Origin of the sequence: Mucilaginibacter gotjawali, assembly GCF_002355435.1 — a bacterium.
Taxonomy (GTDB): domain Bacteria; phylum Bacteroidota; class Bacteroidia; order Sphingobacteriales; family Sphingobacteriaceae; genus Mucilaginibacter; species Mucilaginibacter gotjawali.
In genome coordinates this window covers 4,396,166-4,409,651 of sequence record NZ_AP017313.1, presented here as the reverse complement: position 1 = coordinate 4,409,651, position 13,486 = coordinate 4,396,166, and the positions used below count along the sequence as shown (strand labels likewise).

The 13,486-nt window shown below is 43.5% G+C and carries 12 protein-coding genes; 6 read left to right on the top strand and 6 right to left on the bottom strand.

The annotated features are described in order from the left end of the window. Positions 1 to 2 precede the first annotated feature (2 nt). The gene (locus MgSA37_RS19380; protein ID WP_096354247.1) at positions 3 to 1,583 is read right to left on the bottom strand and encodes a GDSL-type esterase/lipase family protein; all 1,581 of its coding nucleotides are present in this window, start codon (positions 1,581 to 1,583) and stop codon (positions 3 to 5) included. Positions 1,584 to 1,745: 162 nt separating this feature from the next. Between MgSA37_RS19380 and MgSA37_RS19375 the strand changes: the two genes are divergently transcribed. Further along, positions 1,746 to 2,246: a hypothetical protein gene (locus MgSA37_RS19375; RefSeq protein WP_096354246.1), complete on the top strand. Its 501-nt coding sequence runs from the start codon at positions 1,746 to 1,748 to the stop codon at positions 2,244 to 2,246. A 36-nt stretch (positions 2,247 to 2,282) separates the two neighbouring features. On the opposite strand, the gene MgSA37_RS19370 is transcribed toward MgSA37_RS19375, so the two are convergent. Further along, on the bottom strand, positions 2,283 to 3,047 hold the full coding sequence (locus MgSA37_RS19370) for an MBL fold metallo-hydrolase (RefSeq protein ID WP_096354244.1): 765 nt from the start codon (positions 3,045 to 3,047) through the stop codon (positions 2,283 to 2,285). Beyond that, positions 3,044 to 3,316 (bottom strand): hypothetical protein, encoded by a 273-nt coding sequence (locus MgSA37_RS19365; protein ID WP_096354243.1) that lies wholly within the window; start codon positions 3,314 to 3,316, stop codon positions 3,044 to 3,046. Before MgSA37_RS19365 ends, MgSA37_RS19370 begins: the two co-directional genes overlap by 4 nt. A 297-nt stretch (positions 3,317 to 3,613) precedes the next feature. On the opposite strand from MgSA37_RS19365, the gene MgSA37_RS19360 reads away from it, so the two are divergent. From MgSA37_RS19360 to MgSA37_RS19345, 4 genes are all read left to right on the top strand, one after another. Beyond that, on the top strand, positions 3,614 to 4,747 hold the full coding sequence (locus MgSA37_RS19360; RefSeq protein WP_096354241.1) for an acyltransferase family protein: 1,134 nt from the start codon (positions 3,614 to 3,616) through the stop codon (positions 4,745 to 4,747). A 14-nt stretch (positions 4,748 to 4,761) separates the two neighbouring features. Next, on the top strand, positions 4,762 to 5,895 hold the full coding sequence (locus MgSA37_RS19355) for an acyltransferase family protein (protein ID WP_096354240.1): 1,134 nt from the start codon (positions 4,762 to 4,764) through the stop codon (positions 5,893 to 5,895). Positions 5,896 to 5,998: 103 nt separating this feature from the next. Next, positions 5,999 to 7,063 (top strand): polysaccharide deacetylase family protein, encoded by a 1,065-nt coding sequence (locus MgSA37_RS19350; RefSeq protein WP_096354238.1) that lies wholly within the window; start codon positions 5,999 to 6,001, stop codon positions 7,061 to 7,063. 249 nt (positions 7,064 to 7,312) lie between these two features. Continuing rightward, positions 7,313 to 7,792: a DUF4265 domain-containing protein gene (locus MgSA37_RS19345; RefSeq protein WP_096354236.1), complete on the top strand. Its 480-nt coding sequence runs from the start codon at positions 7,313 to 7,315 to the stop codon at positions 7,790 to 7,792. A gap of 17 nt (positions 7,793 to 7,809) precedes the next feature. On the opposite strand, the gene MgSA37_RS19340 is transcribed toward MgSA37_RS19345, so the two are convergent. Then, entirely contained in the window at positions 7,810 to 8,484 is a 675-nt protein-coding gene (locus MgSA37_RS19340) for a LolA family protein (RefSeq protein ID WP_096354235.1), read from the bottom strand. 122 nt (positions 8,485 to 8,606) lie between these two features. Beyond that, positions 8,607 to 11,183 carry an FtsK/SpoIIIE family DNA translocase gene (locus tag MgSA37_RS19335; RefSeq protein WP_096354233.1) on the bottom strand — a complete coding sequence of 859 codons (2,577 nt, stop codon included), beginning with the start codon at positions 11,181 to 11,183 and terminating at the stop codon, positions 8,607 to 8,609. A gap of 249 nt (positions 11,184 to 11,432) precedes the next feature. Between MgSA37_RS19335 and MgSA37_RS19330 the strand changes: the two genes are divergently transcribed. Then, on the top strand, positions 11,433 to 12,080 hold the full coding sequence (locus MgSA37_RS19330) for an ankyrin repeat domain-containing protein (RefSeq protein WP_096354232.1): 648 nt from the start codon (positions 11,433 to 11,435) through the stop codon (positions 12,078 to 12,080). Between the two features lie 709 nt (positions 12,081 to 12,789). Here the strand turns inward: MgSA37_RS19330 and MgSA37_RS19325 are convergent. After that, a complete protein-coding gene (locus MgSA37_RS19325) occupies positions 12,790 to 13,464 on the bottom strand; it encodes a hypothetical protein (RefSeq protein ID WP_157750645.1) in 675 nt (224 codons plus the stop codon). Positions 13,465 to 13,486 lie beyond the last annotated feature (22 nt).

The window sequence follows — 13,486 nt, the reverse complement described above, 5'->3', positions numbered from 1 at the left end:
CTCTACCTCCCCAACGCCTGCGCAATCGCCTTCTCAGCAATAGGCTCCATCATTTTATAACCTGCAAGGTTGGGGTGGACGCCATCGCCGGACAAGGCTGCAGGTAAACCCCTGCGGTCATCCGCCATAGCGGTAAAATAATCACAATAAACCATATGGTTTTGATCGCAATAGTCTTTTATCATGGTATTCAGTTTGGCTATACCGGGGACAGGGTCGATAGCCGGCCGCCAGGGGAAACGGAAAGCAGGCATAACAGAGCATAACACTACTTTTATATGGGCCGATTTGGCGAGCACAGCCATAGATACGATATTGCCAAAAACATCCTCCAGTTTTGAGGGGCCGTTGTTTTCGGCGATATCATTTATCCCGGCCATTATCAGCACCACCTTTGGTTTTAGGTTGATCACATCCTCGCGGAAGCGCACCAGCATTTGCCCGCTTGTTTGCCCGCTGATACCCCGGTCATAATAAGGCTTTCCCGTAAAGAAAGCCGGGTCGCCCCAGCTGTTCCAGCCTTCGGTGATGGAGTTGCCCATAAAAACAACACGATTTTCGCCTTCAGCTGGTGCAGGTACTTTACTATTTTCTTCCTCGTATTTTTTGATGAATGCCCAGTCTTTGGCGGGCCGTTCGGCATTAACTTTCCTGTTTTTTTCTTCCTCGTCCAGGTGTACCTGCACTTTTGGGTCGATAGGTTTCAAAAGACCCAGTTCGCCCAGCCAGTCACCAAAGCGGTCAATCCAGGTATCTGTAGGGATGTTTTGTTTATTCATCCCAAATCCATGTCCGCCTTTTACGTACATGTGCATTTCAACAGGGAATTTGGCAGCCAGCCATTTTGAATAAAGCTCAACGCTATGCGGGGCCAGCCCCAATTGATCGTCCGAAGCTGCGGCGATATACATCGGCGGTTCATCTTTGGCGAGGTCAGTTTGCAGTTCATGCGGCAGAAATCCATATATCGGCGCTACAAAATCGGGCCGGTTTTCGGCGGTGTATTTAAAGGCCGATGCCGCCGCAACCGTACCACCAGCCGAGAACCCGATGATGCCGATGCGCGAAGGCGAGATACCATATTCGGCCGCATGTTCACGTACATACCTGATTGCTTCTTTCCCATCGGCAATACTTAACGGTACGATGGATTTTATCTTTTCGTTAAAATCTTTTTTCTGCAGATTGGTAAAAAGCTCAGTTGCGGGGTCATTTGTAAGGCTTTCGGCCAGCCTATACTTTAATACGAAAACCGTAATGCCTTTTTGATTCAGCCAATGGGCCACTTCGGTACCCTCACTCGTCATGGATAAAATATAAAAACCACCGCCCGGGCAAACAATCATCGCGGTGCCGGTATTAATAGCGGGATCAGCCGGGTAAACGGTTAGGGTAGGGCGGGAAACATCATAAACAACCGAACCATGAAAAGTTGGCTGGTTATATTCTTTCACTTTTTCGTTATAGGTCCAGTTTTCGGAACCCGGATCGGCACCGTTATAAAGCGGGATCACTTTTTGCTGGGCATTTATGGCGGCAGCAAAAAGCAATAAGAACAATGTAATTATCCTTGTCTTCGTCATTGGTTTTGGGGTTTTGAAATGTAAAGTTTCTATTTAAATTGGAAATCGCCGTATTTTTTTTAATTTACACATTAAACTTACTGATAGACAAATGGTCTAACGCATAATTTTCCTAAAGGGGCATAGGAGTAATAGCCATTTTTAGATATTTAGCTTAAACGTATGATCCGCGCTGTGGCATTTACTCATCCAAAACGTATGGTTGCTTTTTTTGTTAAAGCGATAATAGCCCCCTTTTTTTTAGCACCCCTTTTTTTTCAATCCTGCAAGCACGAAAAAAAAATTTACCAGAGCAATTGTAACGACGACTTAAGCTATAAACACGTAGGTTTCAGGCAGCTGATCGATAGTATTCAATTGTACGATCACCAGTATGTTGAAATAGACGGTACCTACATAGAAGGCAATGAAGAATCGGCATTGGTGAACGACAGCCTTTTTGCCGACCATTCAACTCAACACGCCCTTTGGGTAAATTTTAGCCAGGATTGCCCGCTGGTTTTAAAAGGCACCAATAGGGGCATCTTTGAAATTAACGATGGCAAATTCACGCAACTCAATAATAAAAGCGTTACCATTCGCGGGAAGATAGACGTACGCCACAAAGGGCATTTGGGAAGCTATAGCGGCTCAATCGACAGGATCAGTTATGTGAAGCTGTGATCAAGTCCATGTTCCATGGACCATAGACCATGGACTTCAACCAATATCCAGCTCCAGCCCGTCATAAGCTAACTCAATACCGGCAGGAAGGGTTTCGGAAATTTCAGCATGTTTTCCAAGGCGGTGGCTGATATGTGTTAAGTATGTTTTCTCCGCCCCGATATCCAGTGCAAACGCTATCGCTTCGTCAAAAGTAAAATGCGAGATATGTTCCTCCTTTTGCAGGGCGTTTACCACCAGTATTCTTGATCCTCTTATTTTTTCTTTTTCGGCCTCACTAATTGTTTTGGCATCGGTTATATAGGTAAAATCCTTTATCCTGAAACCTAATATGGGCAATTTGTAGTGCATCACCTCAATAGGGGTAAATGTTAATTTGCCGATATTAAAAGGGTCGCCATAAAGGGTATGCAAATTTAGCTGCGGGATGCCGGGGTATTTAAATTCACGAAAGATATAATGAAACTCTTTTTTTAAAGCTTCCTGTACCCGTGCATCTGCATAAACATCAATTGCCCCCCGCTGCTTATAATTAAAGGCCCTGATGTCATCCAGGCCGGCTACGTGGTCTTTATGCTCATGGGTAAACACAATGGCATCCAGGCGCTGCACTTTGGCCCGCAACATCTGGTACCTGAAATCAGGTCCCGAATCAATTACGACTACTTTTTGTTCGCCTTCAATCAGAATAGAGGTGCGCAATCGTTTATCGCGGGGGTCAGCAGAGGTACAAACCTCGCAGCCGCAGGCAATAACAGGTACACCCTGCGAAGTTCCGGTGCCTAAAAATGTAACCCTCAAAATTCAAGTGTTGTTTGTTTTAACTGGTGCAAAAATGCGGCCTGCTTCTCGTCCAGCAGGCTAAGGTCCATTTCGAGCGTCCTCGCCAGTTCAATTAATCCCAATATTTTACTCTCCAGCCCCGAAAATTTATTTACCACCACTATTTTGCTGTTTAGCAGTAAACAGGCCCCCGTTTTAAAATTTCCTTTTTCATACCTCACCTTATAGCCGGTTGTCCGGAGTAACATCTCCAGCTTTTCGAGGGTATGGTTGGTAATGTTAAGCATTGATGGTCAAAAATAGTTTTTTTAGTCCGAAAGTCAGTAAAGTCCGGAAGTCCGGAAGAAGTTTTTTCTTTAACCCGAAAGAAAGTTTTGGAATTGAAAGTCATGTCGTGAAAACTTTTCAAACCAACCGCTATTAAAATACTAAATGCATCTTTCTGACTTTCGGTCTTTCGGACTTTCCCGACTTTCGGACTTACTAAATTATTTTAAAAAGTTTTGATGTTTAATAATAAAACTCAAATAATTTATATCTTGTCGCATATTTCCTGAATTAAACTTTAAACTTATTTTTAAACTATGGAACAAACCTCTAACCGGTTTCTTTCGCTGGATGTTTTTCGCGGAATGACGATCGTTTTTATGATCATTGTTAATACTGCCGGAAGCGGTGCTGCCCCGTTTGCCCCGCTTGAACATGCCAAATGGTTTGGTTTTACCCCGACAGACCTGGTATTTCCATCCTTTTTATTTGCGGTAGGCAATGCGATGAGTTTTGCGATGAAAAAGTTTGATAGTTTAGCAACCGGCGCGGTAGTTTTCAGGATCTTTAAACGGGCGGCAATCATCTTTTTGCTGGGCTACCTGATGTATTGGTTTCCCTTTGTGCAGCATGACGCTACCGGCTACCACCTGGCGCCGATCAGTACAACCCGTATTTTTGGCGTATTGCAGCGTATAGCCCTTTGTTATCTTTTTGCATCGCTTATCATCTATTTTATTAAATCCAAAACGGCCGTTGTGGTCATCAGCATAGCAATGCTTTTGGGTTACTGGTTTATCCTGCTCATTTTTGGCGATCATAGTGATCCGTATGGTATGCTCACTAACTTCGGCACTACATTGGATAAAAATTTGTTGGGCGATGCTCACCTGTACCATGGGGAAGGTGTGGCATTCGATCCCGAAGGTATTTTAAGCACACTGCCGGCCATCGTAAATGTGATCTGCGGATATTATGCCGGTAAGTTCATCCAGGAAAAAGGCAAAGGATATGAAACTATTTCAAAGCTGATGTTATACGGCTTCCTGTTTATTTTTATCGCCCTTTGCTGGAATATGACTTTCCCGATCGCTAAAAAATTATGGACAAGCCCATTCGTATTATTAACCGTAGGGATCGATCTGGTGCTGATCTCCGCACTGATTTATATTGTAGAAATCAAATTATGGAACCAGGGAAACTGGACGAAGTTTTTTACTACAGTAGGCAAAAACCCGCTGCCCGTATACTTGTTTTCCGAACTTTTTGTGGTGATCCTGTATATGATTCATATCGGGCCTAAAAGCTTTTATGAATGGATCAACGCTGTCTTTTTCCAGGTGATAGCGCCTGGCGCCGTAGGATCGTTGCTATTTGCGATATGCTATATGCTTGTTTGCTGGACATTTGGTAAAATACTGGATAAAAACAAAATCTACATCAGGGTTTAAAACCAAGTTAAAATATGGAACAAATTAACAACAGGTTTACATCGCTGGATGTGTTTCGCGGGATGACTATTTGTTTTATGATCATCGTGAACAATCCGGGCAGCGATATCTCATTTGCCCCATTGGATCATGCCAAATGGTTTGGTTTTACGCCTACCGACCTGGTTTTCCCATCCTTCCTGTTTGCTATGGGGAATGCCATGAGCTTCGCCATGAAGAAATTTGATGGGCTGAGCAGCAGTTCGGTTATTCTGAAAATATTAAAAAGATCAGCATTGATTTTTTTAGTGGCCTATTGCCTTGAATTTTTAGGCTCGCTCCGTCACCAGGTAAACGGGGGGTGGTCGGTAGGATCAATTGACCATTTGCGGATACTTGGCGTATTACCACGCATTGCGCTCTGTTATCTGTTTGCAGCAATGATGGTATATTTTATTAAGTCGAAGAATGTTATCATTGTTATCAGTATATTACTATTGCTGGGCTATTGGGTGATCCTGCGGATCTTCGGCGATCCGGGTAATCATTTTGGTATGCTCACCAATGTTGGTACCTATATTGATAAAGCGGTGCTGGGTGAAAACCATATGTACCACGGCGAGGGTGTAGCTTTTGACCCTGAAGGTATTTTAAGTACGCTGCCGTCCATTGTAAACGTTATCTGCGGCTATTATGCAGGTAAATTCATCCAGGAAAAAGGGAAGTCGTTTGAAATGATCTCGAAACTTTTGATGGCCGGCTTCCTGCTTATCTTCCTGGCCCTTTGCTGGAACATGAGCTTCCCTATTGCCAAAAAATTATGGACAAGCTCCTTTGTTCTGTTAACCGTCGGTATCGACCTCGTATTAATTTCTGCGTTGGTGTATATCGTTGAAATGCAAAAATGGAACCCGTTAAACTGGACGTCCTTTTTCACCACCTTCGGTAAAAACCCGCTGGCTATTTATATTTTTGGCGATTTCTTTGGGTTTGTAGTTGGCTGGTTTTATATCAATAAAATGAATTTTAACGAGATCATGAGCGTAAAGGTGTTCCAGGTAATAGCGCCCGGCGCTATAGGCTCACTATTATTTGCTATTTACTACATGCTGGTGTGCTGGTTATTTGGTAAGATATTGGATAAGCGGAAGATTTATATCAGGGTGTAAGCCCCTCCCAACCCTCCCCGGTAGGGAGGGCTTTTTAATGATCAGTTTCTTAAAGTCTCCCCCAACCGGGGGAGATTTAGAGGGGGCTGGATATTTTATTTATATGAAAAAGTTAAGTTTTTTATCGTTTCTGCTGATTGCCGCAGTGGCCGTATCCGCGCAGGAAACAAAAACCTATGCCGAAAAATTGGGCTGGCCCAAGGGGGCCAGGGTGCTGATCCTGCATGTGGATGATGCGGGCATGTCGCATGAGTCGGATGAAGGGGTTGAAAAAGCCATCTCCGAGGGGGTATCCACTTCAACCAGCGTGATGATGCCCTGCCCGTTTGTGCCGGAGATTGTAAAGTATATCAAAGAACACCCCGGATTTGATGCCGGCCTGCATTTAACCTTAACATCCGAATGGAATAATTACAGGTGGGGGCCCCTGGCCGGAAAAGCAGCAGTGCCGGGTTTGGTGGATAAACAGGGTAGTTTGTATTCTTCTGTCGAAGGTGTTTACTTTAACGCGTCAGCTGATGAGGTGGATAAAGAAATGCGTGCACAGCTCGACAGGGCATTAACCATGGGATTTAAACCCACGCACCTGGATTCGCACATGGGGACGCTTTTTGCCAAAGAATCCTATATGCAAAAATATCTGCTGCTGGGGATTGAAAAACAGATCCCGGTGATGTTTCCCGGTGGCAATGACCTTTTTTACCGCTATGAGGCTAAAGCGGCCACCATTGCTGAGCTAAAGAAACAAGGCAAATACACCGAAGGAATGAAAATTGCCGAACCTGCTGCCTTAGACAAAGCAAAAACAATAGGGGAGTACCTGTGGAAAAACGGCTTACCTGTTTTGGACGACCTGCACAATTCCAGCTACGACTGGAATATGCCCGATGTTGATCATAAAACAGATGCAGAAATTCAAAAATGGTACACCGATCATTATATCGAAAGCATCGGCAGGCTGAGCCCTGGTTTAACCATGGTGATTATGCATTGCACCATGCCATCGGCCAATTTTAAATACATATCCGATACGGGCAATAAACGCAAAGGCGACCTGCTGGCCATGCTCGACCCGCGCCTGCGGAAATTTTTAACAGATAACGGCTTTATTTTAACCACCTGGCGGGAAGTTATGGAGCGAAGGATAAAGGTTGGGAATACGGAATAAGCTGTCTGAACTCGAATTTATGGAATTAAAGAATTTATAGAATTAACGTATCTGCGAGTAAAAATAAAACAAAGTGGAATTTAAAGCCAGTTATCAGAAGGAGAGGGATGGAATGGTGTGTTAACACTTACGTCTGCTCACATCCACAGCCAAATCGCACCTCGGTACAAATATTTAATTGAAAATTTTGGTAATTCTTCAATTCTATAAATTCAAGTTCCGACAAAAATAAAAATAGAATAGTAAACGATGCCCGACAGCAGTTCAGTTAAAATACTTTTTAACTTTTTCAGCGATATACTCGATGACTATGCCACCGAAACCTTGCTGGCGGAAGTTGTGAACGAAGAGTACGGCTATTATAAACTAAAAAACCTTCCTTTTTATGTGCCAAAACTGGCTTTGGATGATGTGGTTTGGGCAGAATTTAAACAAAGCGAAGGAATGTTGGTCTGTCGTAAAACCGTTCAGCATTCAGGTAATTCAACTATCCAGGGTATATTATTAAATATTGAACCAGACATGGATGAAATTTTGGTCACTTTTAAAGCGGATGGCTGTGTTGCGGAAAAACTTAACGACAGATACTTTACAATAGCAGTACCTGCGTCTGTTGATTACATCCCGCTAAAAAGTAAACTGGATAAACTCAAAAGGGAAAAAGTGCTGGATTACGCGGAATCCAGTCTGTCAGACAAACACCAGTACAAAAACATGCCCTCGCTATAGCACAAACAATCAGGAGTTTACCGTAAATCAACCACTTCAACCCCTTTATGCGCTTTAGGATCGAAAGAGAAAGTATTATCCGGTACCTGGATGTTGGGTACAAAACCGCGTATGGTATAAGTATACCGGTTGCCGTTTTTGTCGAAGATCAGGGCGCTGTAGATCTGTTTTTTAACTTTATCTATTTCTAAACGCACTTTAAAAAACTGTTTATCCTCTTCGGGGGTCAGGTCAATTTCCTGGTAGGTTTTTCCGGCTATCTTTACTTCGCCATTGTAAATATATTTATAGCCTTTTTCGTAAATAGTGAATATTTGGGCAGGGTTGATGCCGCTGCCGCTATTGTCAACATTATTTACCTGCACTTCATTATCTTTTTTAAGATAGGTCCATTGGGTTTTACCATCGCTGATCACTTCCTGTTCTACATCAGCCTTTGACGATGGCCCGGCGCTGTAAATAGTTACCTTAAACTTATTGGCTTTTGATCGGGCTATCAAAGTGCCGTTACGGGTTTCTTTTATCTTCGCCTGCTGGTTATCCAGGGTAAAATCAAAATCTGTTTTCACTACATCATAAAGGCGGTATTTTTCGCTCACTTTATTAAGTATTGCTTTTGCTGCGGCATCTTTTTGGGCGAATGTGTAGGAACTTATCAGTAAAAGGAGGGGTAATAGAATTAGCTTTTTCATTTGTTTTTTTTGGTGATTCACCGATTGTTTATTTTGTGATCTCACCGTTTATTTTTTTAGTGATTTCACCGGGTTTATTTTTCAGACAGTTAATGTTGCAAATTGTTTAATGCTGATCCGGTTTAATTGCCTTGTTTTGCCAGCGTTTCCAAATATCGCTCCAGGCTGTATTCATCCGGGTACAAAACGTCACGGGCTTTACTGCCTTCAAACGGGCCAACTATACCGGCCGCTTCCAACTGGTCGATGATGCGCCCGGCACGGTTATAACCTAGTTTCATTTTACGTTGTATCAGCGAAGTAGAGCCCTGCTGGTGCAGTACAATTAATCGGGCAGCATCTTCAAACATCGGATCGCGGTTATCAGGGTCATATTCTTTGGTGCTGCTGGCTTCACCCTCACCGGCATACTCCGGCAGCAACATTGCCGAGGCATAACCCCGCTGGTTACCTATAAAATCCGAGATCCGTTCCACTTCGTGTGTATCCACAAACGCGCACTGCAGGCGGATCAAATCGCTGCCGGTTGACAGCAGCATATCCCCGCGTCCGATCAATTGGTCGGCGCCGCCCGTATCCAGTATGGTACGCGAATCGATCTTTGAGAGCACCCTGAAAGCGAGCCTGGAGGGAAAGTTAGCCTTTATGGTACCGGTAATAATATTTACCGATGGCCTTTGCGTGGCAATTACCAGGTGAATACCCACCGCACGCGCCAGTTGCGCTATACGGGCTATCGGCACTTCCACTTCTTTTCCGGCGGTCATCATCAGGTCGGCAAACTCATCAATTACCAGCACAATAAAAGGCAGGTACCGGTGCTTTTCCGGATCACTGATCTTTCGCTTAACAAATTTTTCGTTGTATTCCTTCAGGTTACGCACACCGGCGTCTTTTAACAGGTCATACCGCTGGTCCATTTCGATACACAGGGAGTTCAGGGTATTCACTACCTTTTTAGTGTCAGTGATAATGGCATCGGCTTCGTCCGGCAGTTTTGCCAAAAAGTGCCTTTCTATCTTGCGGAAAAGGGTTAGCTCCACCTTTTTCGGATCCACCAAAACAAATTTCAGTTCGGCAGGATGTTTTTTGTATAGCAGCGATACCAATATCGCATTAATACCAACTGATTTACCCTGCCCTGTAGCCCCCGCAACCAGTAAGTGTGGCATCTTAGCCAGATCGGCAATAAACACTTCGTTGCTGATGGTTTTTCCGAGGGCGATGGGCAGGTCCATGGTCGTATTCTGCCATTTCTCAGTAGCCAGTACCGACCGCATCGAAACCATTTCGGGGCTTTGATTGGGTACCTCGATACCAATGGTACCTTTACCCGGCATAGGGGCAATAATACGGATCCCTAAAGCCGCTAAACTTAAAGCGATGTCATCTTCCAGGTTTTTGATTTTGGAGATCCGTACCCCCGGCGCGGGTATAATTTCATACAGGGTAACCGTTGGCCCGATGGTTGCCTTAATTTTATCTATCTCGATATTATAATGGTTCAGCGTTTCAACGATCTTATTTTTATTGGCGGCCAGTTCATCCGAGTTTACATTGATTTTGTTGGATCCGTAATTCTCCAATAGGTCCAGCGTAGGATATTTATAAGAAGCCAGTTCAAGCGTATGGTCATAAATGCCAAATTGCTCAAGCAGGCTGTTGGCTTTATCTTCGTCGTTTTTTTCAATATTTAAAACAGGGGTAGGGCGGGTAACGCCAACCGTTAACGGAATCTCATTTTCAAACTCAGGTTCATGCCCTTCGCTGTTTGGGTCGGGTGTTAAAACAACGGGCTCATGAAAAATTGGATTTTGCACCAAAGGCTGCTGCTTAAGCGGTTCAGCCTTTGCGATGTTTTCGCCATTGCCTTTTATTTTATTCGCCCGCCCGGGCCATTCAACAGGCAACGATATTTCTTCATCCTCCAGGTCTGCAGGTTCGGGTACCACCTGGTTAACAGGCACCGCTTCTGCAAGTTCGTCAGGATTTTTTTTACGGTTGGGTAATTTAAAGTCAATATTGTAAGCAATTACCAATAGGGTTAGCGCCGCAAAAATTAAAATACCGGCTGTGCCCGTTTGTCCTATTTGCGCGTCCAGCAGGCGATTGGTCCAGAAGCCAAATTCACCTTCAAGGTAGTTCGGCGTATCAGCAATAAAAGCATGAAAAAAGCCTAAGAATACGGAGATATAAACGATGCCGAAAAGTGAATAGGCCAGCGTTTTTCCGATAGCGAACAAGCTTACTTTAAACAGCAGCCTGTAACCGATGATAAAAAAGACCAATACAAAAAGGAACGAGCCGACGCCGAACCACTCATAAATAAACTGGTTGCTTAATAAAGCGCCCAGCTTGCCCATCCAATTATCAACCATGGGGCTTTTAACCCCATTATCCATTAATTCCTGCGTGGTTTTAAATAAATTGCCCCAGCCGCCATTTGCTTTTGACACGTAACTCTGGTCTTCCTGCCAGGTAAACAGGTAGGAAGTAAATGCAACAAAAAAATAAACCGACAGCAGCAGCGAAAATAAGCCTGTTATTTTGATGATTTGACTGTTCATCAGCCCGAAATTTCGCGGGCTCTCCTGCTTTTGCTTTACAGGACGCTCCCTTTCGGTTTTTGCCGATGGCTGGCGTGGCTGATTTTCTGGCTTGAAACTATTTGATTTAAACTGATTTCCTTTTACCGGCATCCTGATGTAACCCTGATATTCTACAAATATAAAGTTAATAGATTAAACAACTTATTTACCTTGTTATTTTAATTTTTTAGTAATATTGGAATTAAGATGTTAATTTAACGTAAAGAGGAAGTTGATTAAGTTAGATTGAGTTGATTATGTTGATTGGTTGAAAATACATAGCAGCTAAAAAAGGTGTTTTCAAGCTGGTTTTAACTTAATCAACTTAATCAACCCAATCAACTACTAACTAAATACAACATGAGCGTAGAAAAACTGGAGTCATACATCACCAGCGCCGATCTGAACGGCCTTGATGCCTTGCTGGTAAGTGAGCCGGCGTTGGCAAAAAGCCGTACCAGTCACCAGGTTTCTCCGCTCATGCTTTCCTGTTACTATAAAAAGCCCGAGGTTACCGCCCTGCTGTTGAAATATGTTGATGAGATCAGTTTATTTGAAGCGGCAGCAGCAGGCAAGTTTGATGTGGTTGCCAACCTGGTATACCAGCACCCTGAGGCGATAAATTTTTATGCCGAAGATGGGTTTACATCACTGGGCCTGGCCTGCTATTTCGGGCAGTATGAAATTGCACGATACCTTGTTTTAAAAGGTGCCGATGTTAATCTACCGTCCAACAACGGGTTCCAGGTTTATCCCCTGCATTCAGCCGCTGCCGGAAATTATACCCAGATTGCGCGGATGCTGATTGAAAATAACGCGCAGGTAAACGTAAGGCAGCAGGCGGGCGTTACCGCACTGCACTCTGCTGCACAAAATGGCAATATCGACCTGCTCATTCTTCTGCTTGAGCATGGCGCCGATGTGAGCATCCGGATGGAAGGCGGCAAACTCGCTGCCGACCTGGCCCGCGAAAAGGGCTTTATTGAAATTGCCGAAGCGCTGGCTTAATCGTCATTAGTTCACTGGTTCATTAGTTCATTAGTTCATTAGTTCATTGGTTCATTGGTTGGTAGGTAGATATCGCATTTTAGTGCGCCGGAAAATCGGGGAAATCATCCCAAAACAATCGGTGAAATCATAAGGACATAATCGGTGTAATCACAAAAAAATAAATCGGTGAAATCGAAAGATAATCGGTGTAATCCCTAAGATATTAATTATTAACTTAACTTATTTATTTATAAGGAGTTGGTTATTTAAAAGTTATAGTTTATTTTCGTGTCAATAAAAAGGTCCCCGGCCTCGCGCTGGGGATCTTTTTGATTTGATAAATTATTGATGAGCAGGGCGCTCAATGAATGCTTTTATACGGGCATTGTTTTTTTTAAGTTGCGATTTTTTTAAATATTTTTTAAAAATCTTCGTCCTTAATAGCTAACAGGTAAAAACCCGTATCCAAAGCACAAAAAAGATAAGAATGTCATCCTGTAAAGCTTTTGCTTCGGGGTCCCATATGGCAGTCCGCCCGCATCAGCATTCAGGCGAAGCAATTCGCCTGAATTGTTTACAGCCAACATCATCACCCGCCGGAGTTCAAAGACTTTGCCAGAAGATTGGATAGGGGATAAAAAAAGATTCCCTAAAGTAGTAGGTTACTACCTTAAGGAATGCAGTGTTGTGAAAGCTTAGGTGATAGTGGGTTGTGTGTTATATAGCTTTATCCTTTGCCACCGAAGGTATAGAACATGGATACCTGGAGTGCTGTGGTGCCGGTATAAAACGACACATTATTGCCGTTTTGATTGAGCTGATTCCCGCCCGCCGAGTTGTAATGCTCGTATTGCAGGTTAGCCAATGTAGCGGCAAAACCAAACTTTTTTGAAGCATAGTAAACCATTTCCAGTTTGACTCCAGCGGTTAGGTTATGTGAGGTATAGCTATTGTCGTTAAAGTTGTCGCCCGGCGGATAGGTAAAGTTAGTTGTTCCCTTTCCATAACTGATATACGGTCCGGTTCGGATGCCGAATTTGTTTTTATAAAGCAAATATTTCCGGGCATACAAGGTACCGCTGAATTGATAGTCATGGTAATTTACAGGATAGCCGAAATTATTATCAGAGGTTGTCTGCGAAATGGAAGCAAAGTTAAGGGCAAGGCTAATGTCAATGCCGTTTGCAATAAAATAGCTGTACAGCGGACCGAAAGTAAAATTGTTATTACGCAATACAAATGGCGATCCATCACCGGTTTGCTGAGCGCCGGGACTTTCATTTGTTTTGCCTACGCCAAAGCCGAAATTAAAGCCGAGGGTTTGCGAGCCTTTTTCAGTTTGCGCGTTTGAAAATTGAATTGTCAATAAAAATGCTGTGATAAGAATCAAGATTTTGTTCATGGTTTTTTGTTTATGTGAGTTA

Coding starts and splice junctions, on each gene's coding strand:
- MgSA37_RS19325 (WP_157750645.1), bottom strand. CDS start 13,464: ATGAACAAAATCTTGATTCTTATCACAGCATTTTTATTGACAATTCAA.
- MgSA37_RS19365 (WP_096354243.1), bottom strand. CDS start 3,316: ATGCTTAACATTACCAACCATACCCTCGAAAAGCTGGAGATGTTACTC.
- MgSA37_RS19345 (WP_096354236.1), top strand. CDS start 7,313: ATGCCCGACAGCAGTTCAGTTAAAATACTTTTTAACTTTTTCAGCGAT.
- MgSA37_RS19335 (WP_096354233.1), bottom strand. CDS start 11,183: ATGCCGGTAAAAGGAAATCAGTTTAAATCAAATAGTTTCAAGCCAGAA.
- MgSA37_RS19330 (WP_096354232.1), top strand. CDS start 11,433: ATGAGCGTAGAAAAACTGGAGTCATACATCACCAGCGCCGATCTGAAC.
- MgSA37_RS19375 (WP_096354246.1), top strand. CDS start 1,746: ATGATCCGCGCTGTGGCATTTACTCATCCAAAACGTATGGTTGCTTTT.
- MgSA37_RS19355 (WP_096354240.1), top strand. CDS start 4,762: ATGGAACAAATTAACAACAGGTTTACATCGCTGGATGTGTTTCGCGGG.
- MgSA37_RS19380 (WP_096354247.1), bottom strand. CDS start 1,583: ATGACGAAGACAAGGATAATTACATTGTTCTTATTGCTTTTTGCTGCC.
- MgSA37_RS19340 (WP_096354235.1), bottom strand. CDS start 8,484: ATGAAAAAGCTAATTCTATTACCCCTCCTTTTACTGATAAGTTCCTAC.
- MgSA37_RS19360 (WP_096354241.1), top strand. CDS start 3,614: ATGGAACAAACCTCTAACCGGTTTCTTTCGCTGGATGTTTTTCGCGGA.
- MgSA37_RS19350 (WP_096354238.1), top strand. CDS start 5,999: ATGAAAAAGTTAAGTTTTTTATCGTTTCTGCTGATTGCCGCAGTGGCC.